The organism is Actinomyces sp. W5033 (assembly GCF_051303165.1).
In genome coordinates, this window is record NZ_JBPPGD010000005.1 from 134820 (window position 1) to 157363 (window position 22544).

The 22544-nt window shown below is 71.7% G+C and carries 25 protein-coding genes and 1 riboswitch; of the genes, 18 read left to right on the forward strand and 7 right to left on the reverse strand.

Going from position 1 to position 22544, the window contains the following annotated elements; genetic code table 11:
* Nucleotides 1–4 precede the first annotated feature (4 nt).
* From ACSJJR_RS04940 to ACSJJR_RS05010, 15 genes are all read left to right on the forward strand, one after another.
* The gene (locus ACSJJR_RS04940; protein WP_435942373.1) at nt 5–733 is read left to right on the forward strand and encodes an L-threonylcarbamoyladenylate synthase; all 729 of its coding nucleotides are present in this window, start codon (nt 5–7) and stop codon (nt 731–733) included.
* Nucleotides 730–1881 carry an MraY family glycosyltransferase gene (locus tag ACSJJR_RS04945; RefSeq protein ID WP_435942374.1) on the forward strand — a complete coding sequence of 384 codons (1152 nt, stop codon included), beginning with the start codon at nt 730–732 and terminating at the stop codon, nt 1879–1881. The genes ACSJJR_RS04940 and ACSJJR_RS04945 overlap by 4 nt, the downstream gene beginning before the upstream one ends.
* Entirely contained in the window at nt 1878–2321 is a 444-nt protein-coding gene (locus tag ACSJJR_RS04950; RefSeq protein WP_435942376.1) for a hypothetical protein, read from the forward strand. The genes ACSJJR_RS04945 and ACSJJR_RS04950 overlap by 4 nt, the downstream gene beginning before the upstream one ends.
* A gap of 111 nt (nt 2322–2432) precedes the next feature.
* On the forward strand, nt 2433–3269 hold the full coding sequence (gene atpB / locus ACSJJR_RS04955; RefSeq protein WP_435942377.1) for a F0F1 ATP synthase subunit A: 837 nt from the start codon (nt 2433–2435) through the stop codon (nt 3267–3269).
* A gap of 99 nt (nt 3270–3368) precedes the next feature.
* Entirely contained in the window at nt 3369–3572 is a 204-nt protein-coding gene (atpE, locus tag ACSJJR_RS04960) for an ATP synthase F0 subunit C (RefSeq protein ID WP_435942448.1), read from the forward strand.
* 14 nt (nt 3573–3586) lie between these two features.
* Nucleotides 3587–4186, forward strand: a complete 600-nt coding sequence (locus ACSJJR_RS04965) for a F0F1 ATP synthase subunit B (protein WP_435942378.1) — start codon at nt 3587–3589, stop codon at nt 4184–4186.
* A complete protein-coding gene (gene atpH, locus ACSJJR_RS04970; protein ID WP_435942379.1) occupies nt 4183–4998 on the forward strand; it encodes an ATP synthase F1 subunit delta in 816 nt (271 codons plus the stop codon). The genes ACSJJR_RS04965 and atpH overlap by 4 nt, the downstream gene beginning before the upstream one ends.
* Nucleotides 4999–5072: 74 nt before the next feature.
* The gene (atpA, locus tag ACSJJR_RS04975; protein WP_435942381.1) at nt 5073–6704 is read left to right on the forward strand and encodes a F0F1 ATP synthase subunit alpha; all 1632 of its coding nucleotides are present in this window, start codon (nt 5073–5075) and stop codon (nt 6702–6704) included.
* A 1-nt stretch (nt 6705) separates the two neighbouring features.
* Nucleotides 6706–7650, forward strand: coding sequence for a F0F1 ATP synthase subunit gamma (locus ACSJJR_RS04980; RefSeq protein ID WP_435942382.1), 945 nt, complete (start codon nt 6706–6708; stop codon nt 7648–7650).
* 65 nt (nt 7651–7715) lie between these two features.
* Nucleotides 7716–9149 carry a F0F1 ATP synthase subunit beta gene (gene atpD, locus ACSJJR_RS04985; RefSeq protein ID WP_435942383.1) on the forward strand — a complete coding sequence of 478 codons (1434 nt, stop codon included), beginning with the start codon at nt 7716–7718 and terminating at the stop codon, nt 9147–9149.
* Nucleotides 9150–9166: 17 nt separating this feature from the next.
* Nucleotides 9167–9511 carry a F0F1 ATP synthase subunit epsilon gene (locus ACSJJR_RS04990; RefSeq protein WP_435942385.1) on the forward strand — a complete coding sequence of 115 codons (345 nt, stop codon included), beginning with the start codon at nt 9167–9169 and terminating at the stop codon, nt 9509–9511.
* A 1-nt stretch (nt 9512) separates the two neighbouring features.
* The gene (locus ACSJJR_RS04995) at nt 9513–9917 is read left to right on the forward strand and encodes a DUF2550 family protein (protein ID WP_435942387.1); all 405 of its coding nucleotides are present in this window, start codon (nt 9513–9515) and stop codon (nt 9915–9917) included.
* A gap of 122 nt (nt 9918–10039) precedes the next feature.
* Nucleotides 10040–10735 carry an endonuclease NucS gene (gene nucS / locus ACSJJR_RS05000; RefSeq protein ID WP_435942388.1) on the forward strand — a complete coding sequence of 232 codons (696 nt, stop codon included), beginning with the start codon at nt 10040–10042 and terminating at the stop codon, nt 10733–10735.
* Nucleotides 10736–10778: 43 nt separating this feature from the next.
* Nucleotides 10779–12071, forward strand: a complete 1293-nt coding sequence (locus ACSJJR_RS05005; RefSeq protein ID WP_435942390.1) for a DNA glycosylase AlkZ-like family protein — start codon at nt 10779–10781, stop codon at nt 12069–12071.
* A 105-nt stretch (nt 12072–12176) separates the two neighbouring features.
* On the forward strand, nt 12177–13403 hold the full coding sequence (locus ACSJJR_RS05010) for an N-acetylglucosamine-6-phosphate deacetylase (protein WP_435942392.1): 1227 nt from the start codon (nt 12177–12179) through the stop codon (nt 13401–13403).
* 341 nt (nt 13404–13744) lie between these two features.
* Here the strand turns inward: ACSJJR_RS05010 and ACSJJR_RS05015 are convergent, their stop codons facing one another.
* Both ACSJJR_RS05015 and purU read right to left on the reverse strand, forming a co-directional pair.
* A complete protein-coding gene (locus tag ACSJJR_RS05015) occupies nt 13745–14098 on the reverse strand; it encodes a mycothiol transferase (RefSeq protein WP_435942393.1) in 354 nt (117 codons plus the stop codon).
* Between the two features lie 50 nt (nt 14099–14148).
* Nucleotides 14149–15036, reverse strand: a complete 888-nt coding sequence (gene purU, locus ACSJJR_RS05020) for a formyltetrahydrofolate deformylase (RefSeq protein ID WP_435942395.1) — start codon at nt 15034–15036, stop codon at nt 14149–14151.
* 185 nt (nt 15037–15221) lie between these two features.
* A riboswitch (ZMP/ZTP riboswitch) is annotated at nt 15222–15322 on the forward strand.
* Between the two features lie 49 nt (nt 15323–15371).
* Here purU and glyA point away from each other — a divergent pair.
* Both glyA and ACSJJR_RS05030 read left to right on the forward strand, forming a co-directional pair.
* Nucleotides 15372–16676 carry a serine hydroxymethyltransferase gene (gene glyA, locus ACSJJR_RS05025; protein ID WP_435942397.1) on the forward strand — a complete coding sequence of 435 codons (1305 nt, stop codon included), beginning with the start codon at nt 15372–15374 and terminating at the stop codon, nt 16674–16676.
* Nucleotides 16673–17572 (forward strand): bifunctional methylenetetrahydrofolate dehydrogenase/methenyltetrahydrofolate cyclohydrolase, encoded by a 900-nt coding sequence (locus ACSJJR_RS05030; protein ID WP_435942398.1) that lies wholly within the window; start codon nt 16673–16675, stop codon nt 17570–17572. The genes glyA and ACSJJR_RS05030 overlap by 4 nt, the downstream gene beginning before the upstream one ends.
* A 90-nt stretch (nt 17573–17662) precedes the next feature.
* Here ACSJJR_RS05030 and ACSJJR_RS05035 read toward each other — a convergent pair whose 3' ends face one another.
* The gene (locus ACSJJR_RS05035; protein WP_435942400.1) at nt 17663–18016 is read right to left on the reverse strand and encodes an acylphosphatase; all 354 of its coding nucleotides are present in this window, start codon (nt 18014–18016) and stop codon (nt 17663–17665) included.
* 11 nt (nt 18017–18027) lie between these two features.
* On the reverse strand, nt 18028–18867 hold the full coding sequence (locus ACSJJR_RS05040) for an exodeoxyribonuclease III (protein WP_435942401.1): 840 nt from the start codon (nt 18865–18867) through the stop codon (nt 18028–18030).
* Nucleotides 18868–18929: 62 nt separating this feature from the next.
* Between ACSJJR_RS05040 and ACSJJR_RS05045 the strand changes: the two genes are divergently transcribed.
* Nucleotides 18930–19220, forward strand: a complete 291-nt coding sequence (locus ACSJJR_RS05045) for a hypothetical protein (protein WP_435942403.1) — start codon at nt 18930–18932, stop codon at nt 19218–19220.
* A 152-nt stretch (nt 19221–19372) separates the two neighbouring features.
* Here ACSJJR_RS05045 and ACSJJR_RS05050 read toward each other — a convergent pair whose 3' ends face one another.
* The 3 genes from ACSJJR_RS05050 to ACSJJR_RS05060 are packed head-to-tail and all read right to left on the reverse strand — an operon-like array spanning nt 19373 to nt 22523.
* The gene (locus ACSJJR_RS05050) at nt 19373–20752 is read right to left on the reverse strand and encodes an ABC transporter permease (RefSeq protein ID WP_435942404.1); all 1380 of its coding nucleotides are present in this window, start codon (nt 20750–20752) and stop codon (nt 19373–19375) included.
* Nucleotides 20749–21489 (reverse strand): ABC transporter ATP-binding protein, encoded by a 741-nt coding sequence (locus ACSJJR_RS05055; protein ID WP_435942406.1) that lies wholly within the window; start codon nt 21487–21489, stop codon nt 20749–20751. The genes ACSJJR_RS05050 and ACSJJR_RS05055 overlap by 4 nt, the downstream gene beginning before the upstream one ends.
* Nucleotides 21486–22523: an efflux RND transporter periplasmic adaptor subunit gene (locus ACSJJR_RS05060; RefSeq protein WP_435942408.1), complete on the reverse strand. Its 1038-nt coding sequence runs from the start codon at nt 22521–22523 to the stop codon at nt 21486–21488. The genes ACSJJR_RS05055 and ACSJJR_RS05060 overlap by 4 nt, the downstream gene beginning before the upstream one ends.
* Nucleotides 22524–22544 lie beyond the last annotated feature (21 nt).

Consider the following 22544-nt stretch of genomic DNA (forward strand, 5'->3'; position numbering starts at 1 on the left):
GAGGATGAGGGATGTGGACCCCCGACTCAGCGCCCCCGCCCTCGCCCGTGGCGCGCAGCACCTGCGTGCCGGAGGACTGCTCGTGCTGCCGACGGACACGGTCTACGGCATCGGCTGCCTCGCAGGTGACGCACAGGCTGTTGGTCGTCTGCTCGACGCCAAGGGGCGTGGACGCCAGATGCCGCCCCCTGTCCTCGTCGCCGGCCCGGAGCAGCTTGACGGCCTGGTCGCCGGTGTCCCGGCCACTGCCCGCGCCCTTATGGAGGCCTGCTGGCCCGGGGCCCTGACCCTCGTGCTCGACGCCGCCCCCGGGCTCGGCTGGGACCTGGGCGAGACCCACGGCACCCTCGCCCTGCGGATGCCCGACCACCCCCTCGCCCTCGCGCTCCTGCGAGAGGTCGGGCCCATGGCCGTCACCAGCGCCAACGCCACCGGTGAGTCCCCCGCCACGGACGCCGCCTCAGGACGCGCCGCCTTCCCCGGCCGCGTCACCGACGCCGGGCGGCAGGCCGGCCCCCTGGGACGGGCGGACATCCTCCTGCTCGACGGCGGCCCCACCCCGGGGCCCGTGCCCTCGACCATCGTCTCCCTGGCCGGGGAGCACGCCCTCGCCCCCCTCGTCCTGCGTGAGGGCGTCATCCCTCGCGCCCGGCTCGCCGCCGTGCTCGAGCCCGTCCTCGCGGCGACCGGCGCCGCCGCCCCGGCACCTGCGAGCGGGGGAGCGCGCGCGTGAAGGTCTACCTCCTCGTCCTGCTCATCGCCGCCGCGGTCACCTACGTCACCGTGCCCGTCGTGCGGCACGTGGCGCTCGTGTCCAACGCCCTGACCCCCGTGCGCGCCCGCGACGTGCACACCGTCCCCATCCCCAGGCTCGGTGGTGTGGCGATGTTCGTCGGCTTCGCCACCGCCATCACCCTGGCCTCCCGTGTGCCCTACCTGCAGGCCTCTATCGACGCCTCCGCCTGGGCCGTGGTCATCGGCGCGGGGGTCGTGTGCCTGCTGGGCGTCGTGGACGACCTGTGGGACCTGGACTGGATGACCAAGCTCGCCGGGCAGGTCCTGGCCGCCGGGCTCATGGCCTGGCAGGGTGTCCAGCTCATCACCTTCCCCGTCGGAGGGCTCACCATCGGCTCCTCGCGACTGTCCCTCGTCTCCACCGTCCTCGTGGTGGTTGTGGCGATGAACGCCGTCAACTTCGTCGACGGGCTCGACGGGCTGGCCGCCGGCATCATCGGCATCGGCGCGGTGGCCTTCTTCGCCTACGTGTACGTGCTCACCCGCACCACCTCGCCGGAGTCCTACACCTCGCTGGCCGCCACCGTCGTCGCCGCCCTCATCGGCGTGTGCCTGGGCTTCCTGCCGCACAACTTCCACCCGGCGACGATCTTCATGGGCGACTCCGGCTCCATGCAGCTCGGGCTGATCTCCGCGGCCGGGACCATCATCGTCACCGGCCAGGTCGATCCGGCGACCTTCGAGGGCACCACCGCCGTGCCCGTGTTCCTGCCCGTGCTGCTGCCCCTGGCCGTCCTTCTGCTGCCCCTGACGGACATGGTCATGGCCGTCGTGCGGCGCACCCGTGCCGGGCACAGCCCCTTCCACCCCGACCGCATGCACATGCACCACCGGTTGCTGGCCGCCGGCCACTCCCACCGCCGGGCCGTGCTCGTCATGTACGTGTGGGCCGCGGCTGTCTCCTTCCCCGCGGCGGCCCTGGCCTTCCTGCCCTGGCAGCAGGTCGCCGTGGGCGCCGTCGCGGCCGCCCTCGCCGCCCTGCTGGTCACCGCGGACCTCATGCCCGGCGTGCGCCGCGTCCTGCGCGGCGGGCGGGCGGCCGGCCGGCCCACCTCAGCCGGGCACACCCACGAGGAGGAGCCGTGAGCCGTGCCCCGCGTGCCGTGGCCCAGACCCACGCGCAGGTCTTCCGCACCGCCGCCCTGAGGGTGGTTCTCGTGGGGGCCGCCCTCACCGTCCTCAGCCTCGTCGCAGGGGCCGTGGCCGGGGGACCTGCCTGGGTCGGCGCACTGTGGGGGGCTGGGGCCGGGGCGGCCATCACCGCCCTGACGTCCCTTGCCCTGTGGGTGCCGTGGGACCGCTACCCCCTGCTCGCCTCCAGCGGCGTCATGCTGTCCTTCGTGGGCAAGGTCGCTGTCATGGCCGGGGTCGTGCTCCTGCTCGGGCCGCACCGCGACTCCATCGCCCCGCTGTGGTTCTTCGTGCCCCTGGCCCTGGTCCTGCTGGCCGTCACCGGTGTCGAGGTCGTCACACTGACGGCCGGCCGGGCCCTGACGGTCGAGCCTGTCACCCGCCACGAGGACTGAGGCCGTGCGGACGTGAGGTCTGACCTCGTCGCACGGGGACCTGCGACCTAGGATATGGTTTGCCGTGGGCCGCCCCGGGAGGCGACGGCGCCCCATCAACAAGGAGGTCTGGTGATCACGAGCGCGAGCCTCGCAGCGGGTCTGACGGTGTCCGTCGGTTCCCGCCTGCCGATGTCCGACGCCGGTGGCTTCACACCGCCGTCGATCGACGACTTCTACCCCGAGCCCTTCGCCTTCCTCGGCACCCCGCTCGAGATGAACCGGGTCATGATGGTCCGCATGATCATGGCGGTGGCCCTCGTGCTCCTCTTTGGGGTCGGCGCCTCACGCGCCCGGCTCGTGCCTGGGCGCCTCCAGAACGTCCTCGAGATGATGATCGACTTCGTGCGTGTCAACATCGCCGAGGAGATCCTCGGCAAGAAGTACGGCGCCCAGTACGCCCCCGTGCTCACCACGATGTTCCTCGGGCTCCTGTTCCTCAACATCTCCGGGGTCATCCCGGGCCTGCAGATCGCCTCCACCGGCGTCGTCGGCATGCCGCTGGTCTTCGCCCTCGTGTCCTACGTCGTGTTCATCTACGCGGGCGTGCGCGCCAACGGGGTCGGCCGCTTCCTCAAGGGCACGTTGCTGCCCTCCGGCGTCCCCGGCTTCCTCGCCCCCCTCATCATCCCCATCGAGTTCCTGTCGAACCTGCTGCTGCGCCCGCTGACCCTCACCATCCGACTCATGGCCAACATGATCTCCGGTCACCTGCTGCTGAGCCTGTGCTTCATCGGCACGAACTTCCTCTTCGTCTACGCTTCCGCCGAGCTCAAGGCCGTTGGGGTCGTCACCCTCGCGGCCGGGATCGCCTTCATCCTGCTGGAGTCCTTCATCGCCGCCCTGCAGGCCTACATCTTCACCTTGCTGACCGCCGTCTACATCGAGTCCTCGGTCCACGTCCACTGACCTGGCGAGACCCTCTACCCGCCCGGCAGCCAGCCGGCTGACAACCACCACGACCCTCCCGCCCCCTAGGCGCCACCACCACAAGGAGACACCATGACCATCACCGGCTCGATCACCGTCATCGGCTACGGCCTCGCCACCCTCGGCCCCGCCCTGGGCATCGGTATGGTCGTGTCCAAGACCCAGGAGGGCACCGCCCGCCAGCCCGAGGTCGCCGGTGCGCTGCGCACCAACATGTTCATCGGTGCCGCCCTCATCGAGGCCCTCGGCCTGCTCGGCTTCGCCGCCGGCTTCGTCTTCTGACCGAAGGTCCCGCCGTGACCATCGCTACCGCGGGCCCCGTGCTCGCCACCGTGCTCCCGGCCAGCGGTGCGCCCGAGGGCATCGGCCTGTTCATCCCCCACCTGCCGGACCTCATCTGGGGAACGGTCGCCGTCGCGCTCATCGCTGTCGTGCTCATGAGGCACGCCCTGCCCCGTTTCACCGCAGTGCTCGACGAGCGCACCCGGACCATCGAGGAGGGCCTCGCCCTGACCGAGAAGGTCAAGGGGGAGCAGAAGGACGCTGAGCTCAGGGCCGCCCGGATCGTTGAGGAGGCCCGTCACGAGGCGGCCTCCCTGCGTGAGTCCGCCCAGGCCGAGGCCAAGGAGATCGTCGCCGCCGCGCGCGCCGAGGCCCAGGGGGAGGCTGCCCGCCTCCTCGAGGCCGCCCGGCGCCAGATCCAGGCCGACAAGCAGGCCGCCCAGATCAGCCTGCGAACCGACGTCGGCCTTCTCGCCTCGACCCTCGCCGAGAAGATCGTCGGGGAGCAGCTGACGGACACCGCGCTGTCCAGCCGTGTCATCGACCGCTTCCTCGACGAGCTCGACGCCCAGTCCGCCACGGTGGCCTCCGGCGCCGCGGGGGAGGCCCGGTGAACACCGGCACCGCCGCCTCCCGTGCCGCCGCGGGCCAGGCGTGGACCCCCGTCCTGCTCGCCGCCGGTGAGGAGGGGCTCAGGCTCGGTGAGGAGATCCTCCAGGTCGCCCACCAGATCGCGGTCCACGGCCTGCGCGGGCCGCTGACGGACCCCGGGCGCTCGGCCGAGGACAAGGCGGCTCTGGCCTCGCGGCTGTTTCTCGGCCGGGTGGACGAGCGCGTCGTCGCGCTGCTCCAGGCGCTTGTGCGTGGACGCTGGTCGAGGCCCGTGGACCTCATCAGCGCCCTGCACGACCTCGGCATTGAGGCCGTCCTGTCCGGTGCCCGCGCCGGCGGCACGATCAGCGCCGTCGAGCAGGAGCTCTTCGCCGTCACGCAGGTCCTCACCCGTGACCGCGAGCTGCGCACTGCCCTCGACCCCTCGCGCCGCACCGATACCGAGTCGCGTGTGCGCCTGGCGCACCGCGTCTTCGCAGCGCACCTGAGCGCCTCCGCGCTGAGCCTGCTCACCTGGTGCGTGCGCCACTACAACGAGGCCGGCGTGCCGGCGAACCTGCGCCGCGTCGCCTCGCTGGCCGCCGCCATGCAGCAGCGGGTCATCGCCGACGTCGTCACCGCGGTGCCTATGAGCACGGCCCAGGAGGAGCGCCTGAGCGCCCTGCTCGCCCACCGTGTGGGCAGCGAGGTCGAGCTCAACACCCTCGTTGACCCCCAGGTGGTCGGCGGGGTCAAGGTCACCATCCGTGACACCGTCATCGACTCCACCGTGCGCTCCGCCATCCTGGGGCTGCGCAGCGCCCTGGTGGGCTGAGCCCACCGCACCCACAGACACCCGCCGGGCCGCACCCCGCCGACCGGCATCCACTCACCACAAGGAGACGACAGATGGCAGAGCTGACCATCAGGCCGGAGGAGATCCGCTCCGCGCTCGACGAGTTCGTCGAGTCCTACACGCCCGCCGAGGTCGCCGCCGAGGAGGTTGGGCACGTCGTCTTCGCCGCCGACGGCATCGCCCACGTCGAGGGCCTTCCCGGTGTCATGGCCAACGAGCTGCTGGCCTTCGAGGACGGCACCACCGGCCTGGCCATGAACCTCGATGAGCGCCAGATCGGCGTCGTCATCCTCGGTGACTTCACCGGCATCGACGAGGGACAGACCGTGCGCCGCACCGGCGAGGTCCTGTCCGTTCCCGTCGGTGACGGCTACCTCGGGCGCGTGGTGGACCCCCTCGGTCGCCCCATCGACGGCCTGGGTGACATCGCCTCCGAGGGCCGGCGAGCCCTCGAGCTCCAGGCGCCCGGCGTCATGGCCCGCAAGTCCGTCCACGAGCCCCTGCAGACGGGTCTCAAGGCGATCGACTCGATGATCCCGGTCGGCCGCGGCCAGCGCCAGCTCATCATCGGCGACCGCAAGACTGGCAAGACCGCCATCGCCCTGGACACGATCCTCAACCAGAAGGCCGCCTGGGACACCGGCGACCCGGCCCAGCAGGTGCGCTGCATCTACGTCGCCACCGGCCAGAAGGGCTCAACCATCGCCTCGGTGCGTGCGACCCTGGAGGAGCGCGGTGCCCTGGAGTACACGACCATCATCGCCTCCCCGGCCTCCGACCCCGCGGGCTTCAAGTACCTGTCGCCCTACACCGGCTCCGCCATCGGCCAGCACTGGATGTACGCCGGCAAGCACGTGCTCATCGTCTTCGACGACCTGTCGAAGCAGGCCGAGGCCTACCGCGCCGTCTCGCTGCTCCTGCGCCGTCCGCCGGGCCGCGAGGCCTACCCGGGCGACGTCTTCTACCTGCACTCGCGCCTGCTTGAGCGCTGCGCCAAGCTCTCCGACGAGCTCGGCGCGGGCTCGATGACCGGCCTGCCGATCATCGAGACGAAGGCCAACGACGTCTCCGCCTACATCCCGACCAACGTCATCTCCATCACCGACGGCCAGATCTTCCTGCAGTCCGACCTGTTCAACGCCAACCAGCGCCCCGCCGTCGATGTGGGTATCTCTGTGTCCCGCGTCGGTGGCGCCGCCCAGGTCAAGGCGATGAAGAAGGTCGCCGGCACGCTCAAGATCACGCTCGCGCAGTACCGCTCCATGCAGGCCTTCGCGATGTTCGCCTCCGACCTCGATGCCGCCACCCGCCAGCAGCTGACCCGTGGTGAGCGCCTCATGGAGCTGCTCAAGCAGCCCCAGTTCACGCCCTACCCCGTTGAGGAGCAGGTCGTCAGCGTGTGGACCGGTACCAACGGCTACCTCGACGACCTCGAGGTGGCCGAGGTCCTGCCCTTCGAGGACGCCCTGCTGGGCTACCTGCGCCGCAACTCGACCGTGCTCGCCACCATCCGCGAGACCGGCCAGCTCACCGAGGCCACCGAGGAGCGCCTGCGCGCCGACGTCGAGGCCTTCCGCACGTCCTACGCCGCCGGCGGCCGCCTGCTGTCGGGCGAGGTCGCCCCCGAGGAGGACGAGGTCCCCGCCGAGCGCACGGTCGAGCGGATCGTCCGCAAGAGGGGCTGACGTGGCAGGCAACCAGCGCGTCTACAAGCAGCGCATCCGGTCCACCCAGACCCTTCAGAAGGTCTTCCGGGCGATGGAGCTCATCGCCTCGTCCCGGATCGGTGCCGCGCGCCGCGATGCGCAGGAGGCGGGTCCCTACGACCACGCCCTGAGCCAGGCGGTCGCCGCCGTCGGCACCTACGCCCACCTCGACCACCCCATCACCCGTGAGCGCACGGACACCACCCGGGTGGCGGTGCTCGTCGTCACCTCGGACCGCGGCATGGCGGGTGCATACTCGGCCACCGTCCTGCGCGAGGCCGAGCGGCTCATCGAGCAGCTCGTCGAGGAGGGCAAGGAGCCGGTGGTCTTCACCTCCGGGCGCCGGGCCGCCTCCTACTTCGCCTTCCGCGGCCGGCCGGTCGAGTTCTCCTGGACGGGTGAGTCCGACCGTCCCAGCCCGGAGGCCATTGACTCGGTCTCCACGCTCCTGCTGGAGTACTTCCTCGCCCCAGTGGAGGCCGGGGGTGTGGCCGAGGTCCACATCGTCTTCACCCGCTACATGTCGATGGTCTCCCAGGTGCCCGAGGTCCGACGCATGCTGCCGCTGACGGTTGTCGATGTTGATGGTCCCGGCGAGCTCAACCGTGAGGACATCGCCGCGGGCACTGAGGGCCAGCGCGCCGAGCTCAGCGGCGCCTCGCCCATCTACGAGTTCGCGCCGAGCGCCGAGGAGGTCCTCGACGCCCTGCTCACCCGCTACGTCTCCAGCCGCATCCGCAACGCCCTGCTCCAGGCGGCCGCCTCCGAGCTCGCCAGCAGGCAGCAGGCGATGCACACGGCCACAGACAACGCCGAGGAGCTCATCAACACCTACACGCGCCTGGCCAACGCGGCCCGGCAGGGCGATATCACCCAGGAGATCACGGAGATCGTCTCGGGGGCAGACGCCCTGGGAGCCGAGTAGCCGCCACAGACCACATGGGAGCCACGGCCCCCTGCCCCACCCACACGGACACGGAAGAACGCATCATGGCTGAGACCACCACCGCCACCGGGCGCATCACCCGGATCATCGGCGCCGTCGTTGACATCGAGTTCCCGCCGGACGCCATCCCCGCGATGTACAACGCCCTCAAGACCACCGTCAAGGGCACCGGCGAGGGCGACGAGGACCACGAGATCACCCTCGAGGTCGCCCAGCACCTGGGCGACAACATCGTGCGCTCCATCTCCCTCAAGCCCACGGACGGCCTGGTGCGGGGGACCGAGGTGCGTGACACCGGCTCGCCGATCACCGTGCCGGTCGGTGACGTCACCAAGGGCCACGTCTTCAACGTCACCGGCGAGGTGCTCAACCTCAAGGAGGGCGAGACCCTTGAGGTCACTGAGCGCTGGCCCATCCACCGCCAGCCCCCGGCCTTCGACCAGCTCGAGGCCAAGGAGCAGATGTTCGAGACCGGTATCAAGGTCATCGACCTGCTCACCCCCTACGTCCAGGGCGGCAAGATCGGTCTGTTCGGCGGCGCCGGCGTGGGCAAGACGGTCCTCATCCAGGAGATGATCCAGCGCGTGGCCCAGAACCACGGAGGTGTGTCCGTGTTCGCCGGCGTGGGTGAGCGCACCCGTGAGGGCAACGACCTCATCGTCGAGATGGACGAGGCGGGTGTCTTCGACAAGACGGCCCTGGTCTTCGGCCAGATGGACGAGCCGCCGGGCACGCGTCTGCGTGTGGCCCTGAGCGCACTGACGATGGCCGAGTACTTCCGAGACGTCCAGCACCAGGACGTGCTGCTGTTCATCGACAACATCTTCCGCTTCACCCAGGCCGGCTCCGAGGTGTCCACGCTGCTGGGCCGCATGCCCTCCGCCGTCGGCTACCAGCCCAACCTCGCCGACGAGATGGGCCAGCTCCAGGAGCGCATCACCTCGGCCGGGGGGCACTCGATCACCTCCCTGCAGGCGATCTACGTGCCCGCGGACGACTACACGGACCCGGCTCCGGCGACCACCTTCGCCCACCTGGACGCCACCACCGAGCTCAGCCGTGAGATCGCCTCGCGCGGCATCTACCCGGCTGTTGACCCGCTGACCTCCTCCTCGCGCCTGCTGGCCCCCGAGTTCGTGGGCAAGGAGCACTACGACGTCGCCACGCGGGTCAAGTCGATCCTCCAGAAGAACAAGGAGCTGCAGGACATCATCGCCATCCTCGGTGTGGACGAGCTCTCTGAGGAGGACAAGGTCACCGTCAACCGCGCCCGCCGTATCGAGCAGTTCCTCAGCCAGAACACCTACATGGCCGAGAAGTTCACAGGCGTGCCCGGCTCCACGGTGCCGCTGTCGGAGACCATCGAGGCCTTCAAGCGCATTGCCGACGGCGACTACGACCACGTCCCCGAGCAGGCCTTCTTCAACATCGGCGGTATCGAGGACCTCGAGCGCCGGGCCGCAGAGCTCGCGGGCTGAGCGCGGACGGCACAGCCATGAGAACATCGCGTTCGCTCCGGGTCGAGGTCGTCTCCCGCCGCAGCGGCACCGCCTTTGACGGCGAGGCCGCCAGCGTGTCGGTGCCGCTCGACGACGGCGAGCTGGGCGTCCTTCCCGGCCGTCAGCCGATCCTCGCCCTCCTGGGACGTGGCGCTGTGCGGGTGGTGCTGCCTGACGGCACCACCAGGAGCATCGCCGTCGCCGGGGGCTTCTGCTCGGTGGACCACGACGCCGTCACCGTGGCGGCGGACCGCATCGGTGAGGAGATCACCGGCGCCGCCGAGGACATCGACCTGTCCTTCGAGCACGTCATGCACACCCACGCCGAGGACCTGGACTGACATGGCGGCGCTCGGGTGGTGCGTGCTGGGGACGCTGGTTCTCGCGCTGCTGCTCGTGCTCGCCTTCCTGCTGAGGATCAGGATGCTGGCCGGCGCCGTGGGCTCCTTCGAGTGCGCGCTGCGCCCGGCCGGATCGGCCCGCCTCATGAGCGGCTTCGCGGCCTTCGGAGACGATGCCATCACCTGGCACCGGCTCGTCTCGCTCAGCCCCTGGCCGCGCTACCGCATGGCCCGCGAGGTCTTCGAGGTCAACGCCTCGAGCCCGCGCGGCGCGGACGGGCGGGTCATCGACGTCAGCTGCACGGTGGGCGGCCAGAGGATCGAGCTGGCGATGCTCGAGGACTCCCACTCGGCGCTCGTGTCCTGGCTCGAGTCCGCCGCCCCCAGCCAGCCGCGGCTGTTCTGAGCGGCGCGCGCGGCCGGCCTGGGCGGGGGGCCAACGCCCCCGCCGCCGGGCCTCGCCGCCCGGGATGAGCGCCTGCGAGCCCCGCGTGCCACGCACTCACCGGGCCCCGGTAGGCTGCCCGGGTGCGCGTCGTCATTGCCTCCTGCTCCGTGGACTACTCCGGCCGCCTGGACGCCCACCTGCCTCAGGCGCGCCGCCTCATCATGGTCAAGGCCGACGGCTCGGTCCTCGTCCACTCCGACGGCGGCTCCTACAAGCCCCTGAACTGGATGAGCCCGCCCGCCCGCCTGAGCGAGGTCGAGCCCGACGCCGAGGACCTTCAGGCCGGTGTCACCGCCCGCTGGGAGGTGCGCGCCGCCAAGAGCGACGACCGCCTCATCATCCGCCTGTTCGAGATCGTCTCGGACTCCAGCGTCGAGCTCGGCGTCGACCCCGGCCTGACCAAGGACGGGGTGGAGGCCCACCTGCAGGAGCTCCTCGCGGACCAGCCCGAGGTGCTGGGCGCCGGATGGCGCACCGTGCGCCGCGAGCACCCCACGCCCATCGGCCCCGTCGACCTGCTCGTGCGCGACGCCGACGGCGGCGCCTGGGCGGTGGAGGTCAAGCGCGTGGGCGGCATCGACGGGGTCGAGCAGCTGACCCGTTACCTCGGCATGCTCGAGCGCGACCCCCTGCTCGCCCCGGTGCGCGGGGTCTTCGCCGCCCAGACCATCAAGCCGCAGGCCCGGGTGCTGGCAGAGGACCGCGGCATCCGCTGCGTCGTGCTCGACTACGACGCCATGCGAGGCCTCGACGACCCCACGGCCCGCCTGTTCTGAGGGCCACCGACCTCCCAGGCGCCGACCTGCCGACAGGAGCCCCGTGAACGCCACCTCAACCGGATCGCTGACCTCACTGCCCTCGGCCACCCTGCGCGAGGTCTCCCTCCTGCGGATCGTCGCCCAGGGGCTCGTGAGCGCCACCAGCGCGCCCGAGGTCACCGAGGCGGTGCGGCGCCAGCTGGCCATCCAGGGCCAGCAGGTCTCCGCGGTCCCCCACGCCCTGCTCTCACGCACCACGGGCACGGGGATGACGGATGTCGAGGCGGCCTTCGCCTGCGGACGCCTTGTGCGCTCCTGGCCCATGCGCGGCACCGTGCACATCACCACGGCTGAGGACCACCACTGGCTGCGCGAGGCCCTGGTGCACCGCTACGAGAGCCAGGCATACGCCCGCGAGGCCCAGCTGGGGCTCACGCCCGCGCAGGTGGACCGGGCGGCTGAGACCGCCCTGGCGCTCATCGTTGAGCAGGGGCCGGTGCCCCGGGCCCGGCTCATGGCGGCCTGGCAGGAGGCCGGGCTGCTGGCGCCGGGCGACGGGCCGGGCTCTGTCACAGCCGGCTCTCGGCGGCGCCGACACCTCCTGCTGCGCCTTCACTGGCAGGGCGTCCTCGTCCAGGGGCCGCGGGCCGGCAACGAGCACCTGGTGGTGGACGCCACGCGCCTGCCGGGACCACAGTCAGGGCCGGGCGGCAGCGGTGGCTGCGCCCGGGGAGGCTCCGGCCACCGCGCGGCGCTGGCGGAGATCGCCCGCCGCTACGCCACGAGCCATGGCCCGGTCACGGCCGCGGACCTGGCGCGCTGGACCGCCCTGCCCCTGACGCAGGCCGCCCAGGCCCTGGAGGACGCTGTCGAGGTGACGAGGGCCGTCGGCTACGCGGCTGGGGAGCCGTCCCCGGTGGAGCGAGGGCTCGTGCCCCTGGCCCGCGCGCGGGTGGAGGAGGGGCCCCGCGGCGCCCTCGTCATGGCGGGAGACGGGGCTGGGGCGCCGTCGGCGCGCGAGCGTGGCACCACCATGTACCTGCGCGAGGACCTGCCGGACCTCCTGTCGGGCTCGCGCCGCCAGGCCGCTGCCACGCTGTTCCTCGCCTCCTTCGATGAGCTGCACGTGGGGTACAAAGACCGTTCCTGCCTCACGGATGAGCAGGGCGAGCGACTTATCTGCCCGGCGGCCAACGGGATATTCCGGCCGCTGCTGGTGGACCGTGGGCGCGTGGTGGCGGTGCGGCCGGTGGGGCAGGGGCTCATCTGGGAGCGGTCGGCGCGGCGCTCGGCGCGCCTGGAGGCCGATGTCGACAGGGCGGTGCGGCGCATGGACGCACGGATGGCGTCCTGAGCGCAGGCACCCGCGCGGCTCGGGGCTCCCGCTCCGGGGAATCTCATATCCATCACAGGGTGTCAGACGTCAGACAACTGGCGGTCTGGGGCGTATGCTCGTGCCATGAGCACCGTCGCTTTCACTGGCCGAGTCGTCACCCCCTTCCAGATCATCGAGGACGGCCTTCTCGTCCTGTCCGGCTCCCACATCGCCTGGGTCGGCCCCTGCGAGGACGCCGAGCGCTTCGGCTTCGCCGAGGCCCTGGCCAGCGCCACCCCCGCTCCTGAGGGCGGCTACCTCCTGCCCGGCCTCGTTGACGTGCACTGCCACGGTGGCGGTGGCGAGTCCTTCCCCAACGCCGAGACGCCCGAGCAGGCGATGGTCAGCGTCCTCGAGCACCGCCGCCACGGCACCACCACCCTCGTCGCCTCCTGCGTCACCGCCGCCCCGGAGGTCCTCAAGGAGCGCACCAAGGTCCTGGCAGACCTGTGCGACGCCGGCGAGCTCGCCGGCATCCACTTCGAGGGCCCCTTCGTCTCCCACGAGCGCTGCGGCGCCCAGGACCCCACCTACATCATCGACCCCGACGCCGCCCTGACCCGCGAGCTCATCGAGCTCGGCCGTGGCCACGTCGCCACCATGACCATCGCCCCGGAGAAGCCCGGAGTCACGGGCGACGACGGGGTCGTCGCCGCGCTCATCGAGGGCGGGGCCCTTCCGTCCTTCGGCCACACCGACTCCGAGGCGGCCCCGGTGCGCGCCGGCATGGCCGACGCCTCCGAGCGCATCCAGGCCCGCGTCGAGGCCGGGCTGCCCGTGCGCTCGGGCCGTTCGACGGCCACCCACCTGTTCAACGGCATGCGTCCCATGCACCACCGTGCGCCCGGCCCGGTGCCGGAGTTCCTGGCCGCGGCCGTCGGCGGTGACTGCGTCCTGGAGATGATCGGCGACGGCACCCACCTGAGCCCGGCCATCGTGCTCGACATGTTCGAGACGCTGGGCCGAGAGAACGTCGTTCTCGTCACCGACGCCATGGCGGCGGCCGGCATGGCTGACGGTGACTACGTCCTGGGTCCCCAGGCCGTCAAGGTGGAGGACGGCGTCGCCTACGTCGCGGGCACGGACACGATCGCCGGCGGCACCTCTCACCTCCTCGACGTCGTGCGCACCACATGGAAGGGCGGGGTTGACCTTGTGGACGCCGTCTTCGCGGCCTCCTGCCAGGGCGCCGAGATCCTCGGTGACGACTCCGTGGGTGCCCTCGAGCCGGGCATGAGGGCTGACCTCGTCGTCACCGACGCCGATCTGCGCCCCGTAACCGTCCTGCGCCGTGGCCAGGAGGTGGAGTGAGGCCCGGCGGCGCGGCCGTCACCGCACCAGCCGCCGGTGCCAGCTGGGCCGCGCGCACGCTCATGGTGTTGGAGTGACGTCGAGAACCTGAGGATTTGCCCGGTATTCCGGGGAGCTCGCTCTGACCTTGAACACCGGTCCTCTGGCTCCCATGTGCATGAGGTTCTCCCGTGCACATGGGAGCCTCGGCATGTGAAGAGCCCGAACTGAGCATCTGCGGAATCACGCGGATCCGGCGCACCCCCGCGTCACATGAGCGTGCAACGCGGGTTGCGGCCCCACACGGTGCGTGACGTCACCGGCCGGGTAACGGGCCCGGCAAGCGCGGCCGCGAGCCTGCGTCAGCTGGGCAGCCCCAGCAGGCGGCGGGTGTAGACGGCCTGCCCCGAGTGCTGCGCCGCGTCGTCAATGACGGAGGCGAGCCGCACCGCCCGGGTCACGGGCGGCTCCCAGGAGCGGTCGACGACCTCGTCGAGCACCTGTGGTGTCAGGCCGCGAAGGTAGGAGCTGGCCAGCGCGTAGGCGCCGTCAAGGTAGGCGACGAGGGTAGCGAGGTCAGCGACCACCACCTGGGCGGCCTCCTCGGGCGTGTGGTGCCAGTCCTGCGTGTCGTCGGGCAGCGGCAGGGCGAGGGCGCGGTCGAAGCGCTCGCGGGAGCGGGACAGGACGTCAATGAGCATGTCAAGGGCCGTCATGGCCCGAGGCTAGCGCCCAGGCGCCCGCCCCGCTGATCCCGGCCGAGGCCTCAGGAGAAGACGACGGTGCGCCGGCCGTTGAGCAGCACCCGGTGCTCCGCGTGCCACTTGACCGCCTGCGCCAGGACCCTGCGCTCGACGTCCTGGCCCTTGCGCTGCAGGACGAGGGACGAGTCGGCGTGCGAGGCGCGGGTGACGTCCTGCTCGATGATGGGGCCCTCGTCCAGGTCCTCGGTGACGTAGTGGGCGGTGGCACCGATGAGCTTGACGCCGCGCTCATGCGCCTGGTGGTAGGGCTTGGCGCCCTTGAAGGAGGGCAGGAAGGAGTGGTGGATGTTGATGACGTTGCCGTGCAGCCGCTCGCACAGGGCGGGCGAGAGGATCTGCATGTAGCGGGCCAGGACGACGAGCTCGACTCCCAGCTCCTCGACGAGGCGCAGCAGCTCGGCCTCCGCTGCCTCCTTGGTCTGGCGGGTGACGGGCACGCAGTGGAAGGGGACACCGTAGAACTCGGCGACATCGCGCAGCGTCTCGTGGTTGCCGACGACGCCGACCACGTCGATGGGCAGGCCCTGGCTCTTGGCGCGGAAGAGCAGGTCGGACAGGCAGTGCCCCTCCTTGGACACCATGAGCAGGGTGCGCACGCGGCGGTCGGCCTCATCGAGGGCCCAGGTCATCTCGTAGGTGGCGGCGAGCTCGGCGAGGTCCGCCTCGAGCTCGCTGCGCGGCACACGGGTCAGGACTGTCACGCGCATGAAGAACAGGCCGGTCTCGTTGTCGCCGTACTGCTGGGACTCGGTGATGTTGCCGCCGCGGCGGGCGAGCGCGCCGGTGACGGCGTGGACGATGCCGGGGCGGTCCGGGCAGGACAGGGTCAGGACGAGGTGCTGGGCGTCGGCCACGGCGACGGCCTCAGCGGGGGCGGCGGTGATGGTCATGGCCGCAGGGTAGCCGCCTTCGGCGGTCTGCCTCGCCGGGGCGCCCGGCCGTGACGCCCAGGTCCGTGGTACCCGCCTGCGCCCGGTGGACACCGACGGTCTCGGGGTCACCGGGCGCCCTCGGGCCACGAGGCACCCGCGTGCCGGCGCAGGTACGCGGCGGCACGCGCCGGAGGCTAGCATGGGCACGTCGTCGCGACTGGCGCAGGTGGGCCAACCACCGGGGAGCGGCGGCGCTGCCGGGAGACCGGCACGGAGCAGTTGGTCGCCCGCCTGGGCCGATGCCGCAGCTGCCGGCGCGCGACGCCGGCGACGTCCGGACACCAAGGAGAACCATGACCGCCCCCACGGCCCTCAACAACATGCCCCTGGCGCAGCTCGACCCCGAGATCGCCGCCGTCCTCGACGGCGAGCTCGCCCGCCAGCGCGGCACCCTCGAGATGATCGCCTCGGAGAACTTCGTGCCCCGCGCCGTCCTCCAGGTGCAGGGATCGGTGCTCACCAACAAGTACGCCGAGGGCTACCCCGCCAAGCGCTACTACGGCGGCTGCGAGGTCGTCGACGTCGCCGAGTCCCTGGCCATTGAGCGGGCCCTGGCTGTCTTCGGCGGCGACTACGCCAATGTCCAGCCGCACGCCGGCGCCCAGGCCAACGCCGCAGTCCTGCACGCCCTGGCCGCCCCCGGCGACACCATCCTCGGCCTCGCCCTGCCCCACGGCGGCCACCTCACCCACGGCATGCGGATCAACTTCTCCGGCCGCCTCTACCACGCCACCGCCTACGGCGTGGACGAGACCACCCACCGCATCGAGATGGACCAGGTGCGCGAGGCCGCGCTGCGTGAGCGTCCCAAGGTCATCATCGCCGGGTGGTCCGCCTACCCGCGCCACCTGGACTTCGAGGCCTTCCGCTCCATCGCCGACGAGGTCGGCGCCTACCTGTGGACCGACATGGCGCACTTCGCCGGACTCGTCGCCGCCGGCCTGCACCCCAACCCCGTTCCCCACTCCGACGTCGTGTCCACCACCGTGCACAAGACCATCGGCGGTCCGCGCTCCGGAATGATCCTGTCCAGCCGTGGCCAGGAGCTGGGCAAGAAGCTTGACTCCGCGGTCTTCCCCGGCCAGCAGGGCGGCCCCCTCATGCACGCCGTCGCCGCCAAGGCCGTCGCCATGCGCATCGCCCAGACCGACGAGTTCCGCGACCGCCAGGCGCGCACCGTCGAGGGCGCCGCGATCCTCGCCGAGCGCCTGCGTGCCGACGACGTCAAGGCTGCCGGCATCAGCCTCGTCACCGGGGGCACGGACGTCCACCTCGTGCTCGTGGACCTGCGCGAGGCCGCCCTCGACGGCCAGCAGGCCGAGGACCTTCTCCACCTCGCCGGCATCACCGTCAACCGCAACGCCGTCCCCTTCGACCCGCGTCCGGCGCGTGTCACCTCCGGACTGCGCATCGGCACCCCGGCGCTGGCCACCCGTGGCTTCGGCGCCGCCGAGTTCACCGAGGTCGCGGAGATCATCGCCAACGTCCTCGTCGCCGGCGCCGCCGACCGGGCCGACGACGAGCTGCTGGCCGGCCTGCGGGCCCGCGTCGAGGCCCTGACCGAGGCCTTCCCGCTCTACGACGGGCTCGAGCAGTGAGAGCCCCCTGGGCGGGCGCCGCCCAGGTCCTCGACGGGACCGCGACGGCCGCGGCCATCAAGGTCGAGCTGAGGCAGCGGGTGGACGCGCTGCGTGCGCGCGGTCTCGTGCCGGGGCTGGGCACCGTGCTCGTGGGTGAGGACCCCGGCAGCGTGCGCTACGTGGCCGGCAAGCACGCCGACTGTGCCGAGGTCGGTATCGAGTCCCTCCGCGTGGACCTGCCCGCCACGGCCACCCAGGCCGAGGTCGAGGCGGCCATCGACCGGCTCAACGCGGACCCGGCCTGCACCGGCTACATCGTCCAGCTGCCGCTGCCCAGGGGCATCGACACCAACGCGGTGCTCGAGCGCATCGACCCGGACAAGGACGCTGACGGCCTGCACCCGACCAATCTTGGGCGTCTCGTCCTGCGCGGCAGCGAGCCGATCACCTCGCCGCTGCCGTGCACCCCGCGTGGCTGCGTCGAGCTCCTCACGCGCCACGGCATCGACCTCGCGGGCAAGAACGTGTGCGTCATCGGGCGCGGTGTCACCGTCGGCCGCACCATCGGGCTGCTGCTCATGCGCAAGGACGTCAACGCCACCGTGGACGTGTGCCACACGGGCACGGCGGACCTGGCCGAGCACGTGCGCCGTGCGGACGCCGTCATCGCGGCGGCCGGCAGCGCCGGGATCGTCACGGCGGACATGGTGCGCCCGGGCGCCGTCGTCCTGGACGTCGGTGTCTCGCGCGTGGTGGACCCGGCCACGGGCAAGGGCCGCATCATGGGGGACGTGGCCGAGGGCGTCGATCGCGTCGCCTCCTGGTTGTCCCCGAACCCCGGGGGAGTGGGACCGATGACGCGTGCCCTGCTGCTGGCGAACGTCGTCGAGACCGCCGAGCGGCTCGCCGGCTGAGACCCTGCCGGGCCCGCTCGGGAGCCGGTCTCCGGCTGGGCCGGCCCTGCGTGGGAGCCCGCTCCCGGCAGGGCCGGACGCCCGGTGGGCTCAGTTGCCCGGCCGGAAGTCCCGCCACAGCAGGCTGCCCGGCTCCATCTCGACGATCCGGACGTCGTCGACGCGCGCCCAGCGCGGGCCGTGGTAGAGCCAGGCCACGAGCTGCGAGACCGCGTCCGCCGGACCCTGGGCCAGCACCTCGACGTCGCCGTCGGACAGGTTGCTCACCCGGCCCACCAGCCCGAGCTGCTGCGCCTGCTCGGTGCAGTACCAGCGAAATCCCACCCCCTGAACCTGGCCCGACACGCGTGCGCGGATGGTGCGCAGGCGGGCGGCGCCGTCGGCCTGGGCGCCGGAGGGCGGGGGCGTGGGGCCGCTGGTGCGCCGACGGCCGAGGAGACCCATGCTCGCGCCCCTTACAGGACGTAGTCGACGACGAGGGGGGCGTGGTCGCTCCAGCGCTCGGCGTAGGAGGCGGCGCGATCCACCCGCACGGCGGTGCTGTGCCCGGCCAGCGCGGGCGTGGCCACCTGGTAGTCGATGCGCCAGCCGGCGTTGTTGTCGAAGGCCTGGCCCCGCTGCGACCACCACGTGTAGGGGCCCTGCTCCTCAGGGGCGAGGGCGCGGGCGACGTCGATCCAGCCCGAGGAGAACCAGGACTCGAGGTGGGCGATCTCCTCGTCCATGACCCCGGCGACCTTGTTGTGGTTCGGCCGCCAGTTCTTGATGTCCTGCGGCGAGCGCACGACGTTGAGGTCACCGGCCATGAGGACCTGGGGCCCGCCCTCAGCCGCCCGGGCGAGCAGTGCCGCCATACGCGCGTCGACAAGGTCGAGGTGGGCGTACTTCTGGTCCATCTTCTCGGTGCCGAGCTGGCCCGAGTGCAGGTAGGCGGACACGACGGTGAGGGTGGGGGCGCTCCCCGGCCCGGCCCCTGAGGGCAGGAGCTCCACCTCGAGCCAGCGCCCGGAGTCAACGTCGGGCTCCTCGGCACCGGGTGCGGCGACTCCGTAACGGACCTGTCCCGCAGTGAGGGGGGCGTCCTCGCGCACGGCCACGGCCACCCCCGCACGTCCCTTGATCCGGCACGGCCACACGACGCAGGCGTAGCCGGGCAGGAGCGCCGCGGCCGTCTCCTCGTCGGCGCGGACCTCCTGCAGGAGCAGGACGTCGGGGGCGCAGGACTCGATCCAGGAGGCCATGCCCTTGCGGGCGGCGGCACGGATCCCGTTGACGTTGACGGTGGCGATACGCATAGCCGTAGCCTACGTGGCGGTGAACGCGGCCTCATGGCGGCGGTGAGCAGGAGGGAGCGGGTATGAGCAGCACGAGCGGCCCTGGGCGCATGGGGCCTCCCGGCCCCGAGGAGGGGTCCCTGGCCCAGGTGCGGCGCGGACGTGCCGCGGCGGGGCGGCGCGTGTGGGTGGGGGCCGCGGTCATGGTCGTGGGGGCCCTGCTGCCTGTGCTCGCCAGCGTGCTCGACGGTGGTGGCGCCACAGCCTTGTGGCTGGTCTCCATGCCGACCTGCCTTGCGGGTGCCTCGCTGGCGGCCGTTGGCGTCCTGCGTCTGCGCAGCCTGCGCTCGCGCCTGCACGAGGACTGGGGGTGACCGGGCGTGGCGCCGGTGGCTGGGGCTGTGTCGCGACGTCGGGGGCTGTGTCGCGACGTCGGGGGCTGTGGCACGGCTGACCAGCGCGTGATCCGCCGGGCGGCAGGTGATCCGTCGGGAGAGAGGAGCCGACTGCCCCGGCCCCGCGCGTGTCAGAAACGAATGGCGTCGATAGGGCGGATGCGCACGGCGACGACTGCCGGAATGATGCCCGCCAGGGCGCCCACGCCGGAAGCGGCCGCCAGGCCGATCAGCGCCGCCGACATCGGGAAGGGCGGCCGGTTCGTGACCGTGAAACCGTTGAACAACGCGTCCAGCGGCACCACGCGCATCGCCACGATGGCCACACCGATGCCGATGATGCCCGCCACGACCGTCGCCACGACGGACTCCAGCATGATGGAGAAGAAGATGCGTCGGCTGGTCGCTCCGAAGGCCCGCCGCACGCCGATCTCGTGGATGCGCTGACGCACCGTGACCATCGAGATGTTGATGAGCCCCAGGGCACCCAGGACCATGATGAACACGCCGGCGGAGGTGACCACGAGCGTGAAGGTCCTGGCGAAGTCACCCATCGTGCCGAACTCGTTGTTCTGCGCCTGAGCGGAGTTGTGTCCGAAGACGGCGTTGAAGTGGTTCTTCATGAGGGTCTCCATCTCGGAGCCCTTGCCCACACCGGCCCAGACCTCGAGCGTGGGCACCGAGCGCTCGACGGTGGGCGGCAGCAGCCGGTAGTAGGGCGTGTCCAGCACCATGGCGGTCAGCTGCCCCTCGCACACCTCCTGGCCGGTCTGCGGATCGACGTAGCAGGCGCTGTCGCCGTCGCCCTTGAGGACCCCGACGATGGTGTACGTCGTGTCCACCGGCGCCAGCCCGCGCACCTGCAACGGGCCGGTGAGCTCCTGCACCCCCATGGCGTCGAGCACCTGCCGGCTAACGAGGATGGAGGGCGACAGGTCGTCCTCGTCGTCGGCGCTGAACCAGCGGCCCTGGAGCACCTGCGTGCGGTGCACGATGCCGTACCCGCCGGAGACGACGGTCGTGGACACGTTGGTCGGCATGCCTGCCAGGCTCAGGCGCAGCGTCGTCGTGTCACTGGTCGCCCAGTGGCTGATCCGGTAGCGCTCGATGAAGCCGGCGTAGGCGCGCTCAACACGCTCGGCGTTGCTCTGCCCCGCCGCGGCAGTGGCGACGTTCTCCGCGCCGCCACCTCCTACACCGGTTGCGCCGCCCCTTGCCGCCCCGGCTGCCAGCGCGGCCGCCCCGGCTGCCTGCGCGTCGGCGGGCGTGTCCGAGCCGGCTTGCCCCGACGGCGTGACGGTGAGCCGGACCGTGCCGGGACGTCCGTTCCACTGCTCCATGAGCTGGTCGTTGACGGCGGCGGAGACCTGGCCGAAGGCGATGACGAAGGTCATTGCCGCCACGGCCACGCCGACCCCGACGAGGGACAGCATGACGCGCAGCTTGCCAATGCGCAGCTGCGCCCATGCCTCGACCAGGGCGCCGACGGTGCCGGTGAGGACGCCGTTCACGCTCCGACCTCCTCAAGGCTCTCGAGCGAGCCCGGCTCGCGGTGGGCGATGTCGATGGGGGTGAGCACACCGTGCTCGAGGCGGTACTGGCTCGTGGCGCGGCTGGCCACCGTCAGGTCGTGCGTGATGATGATGAGGGCGGCGCCGGTCTCGTGGCACTGGCGCTCCAGCAGCCGCATGACCGTGGTGCCGGTGTCCACGTCCAGGGCACCGGTGGGCTCGTCCGCGAGGATGACCCGCGGCCTGCGGGCCAGCGCCCGGGCGATGGCGACGCGCTGCTGCTCACCGCCCGAGAGCCGGTCGATGCGCCCGCCGGCCTTGTCCGCGAGCCCGACGGCGTCCAGCAGCTCCTCCGCGCGGGCCTCGCGGCCCCAGAAGGCGAGGCCACGGTCGTAGAGCAGGGGGGCGGCGACGTTCTGCGTCGTCGTCAGTCCGGGGATGAGGTTGAAGGACTGGAAGACGAAACCGAAGGTCTGCCCGCGCAGGAGGGCGCGTCGGGTCTCGCCCAGCCCGGCGGTGTCGCGGCCGTCGATGCTGTAGGAGCCTGCCGAGGGCTGGTCGATGAGGCCGAGGATGTTGAGCAGGGTGGACTTGCCCGTGCCGGAGCGGCCGACGATGGCCACGTGCTCACCCGCACGCACGTCGAGGTCAACGCCGGTGAGGATGTGCAAGGGGCCCGAGTCAGGGACCTCGAAGGTCCGGGCGATGCCCCTGAGACTGAGGACCGGGGTGCTCACAGGTACTCCCGGCCGTTCTCGTCGTAGCAGGCGTACTGGTCGCAGCTGTTGGGCTCCCCGGTGCGCACGACGTCCTTGCCGGGCACGAAGAGGAGGATCTGCTCCCCCTCGCTCAGCCCGTCGGTCACCTGGATCGAGGAGCCGTCGTTGATGCCGAGCGTGACCTGGCGCTTCTCAGCGAGGTCGGGCCTGGTAGGGTCGGTCACCACCCACACGTTGCCGGTGCCGCTGGCGCCCTCGACGGCGGTCACCGGCACGATGAGGGCACCGGTGGCGGAGCCGGCGTCGATTCCGATGGTGACGGGAAGGCCCGGAAACACCTTCTGGGAGGAGGCGATGGGGCAGCGGACCTCGACGCTGGTGCCGTCCGAGGGCGTGGACGATCCCTCCGGCGTCGTCTGCTTCTGCGTCTTGGTGCCGATGGTGAGGTTCTGGCACTCGAAGGGGGCAGGGCCGCCCTCCAGGCTGAGCACCGCCGTTGTGGGGGCGTTGGTCAGCTGGTACTGCTGTGAGGGGGTGATGGTCCCGACGGCGGAGTAGGTGCCCGGCGAGACGGTGGCGACGACCATGCCGATGGTCGTGTCCTGCCCCTCGATGACGTTGAAGGAGACGACGCCGTCCGCGGGGGCGTAGACGGTGGCCCAGGTGACCTTGTCCGCCACCCGGACCTGGGTGATGCTGCCGTCCTCGCCGACCTCCTGGACGGGCTCCTGGGGCTCAACCTTCTTGAGATAGAGCAGGGGAGACCCGGCGGTGACGTAGGAGCCCTTGGTGACCTCGAAGGAGTCCACGACGCCGTTGAGGGTGGCCTGCACCTGAAGGGCGGCGTCCTCGACCACCTGCCCCTTGACGTTGACGGTGTTGGAGATGTCCCCGATGACCGCCTGGGTGGTCTGGGTAGTGACCTCGTAGGAGGGGGTCGGGCCCGTGGAGGCCTCGTCGCCGCTGTCGGGGAAGAAGGCGATCTTGGTCAGCGCGACGGCGATGACGAGCGCGATGAGGACCTTGAGGGTGGGAAGGACGTGACGCTTCACAGAGCTCCTCCGGGGCGGCGA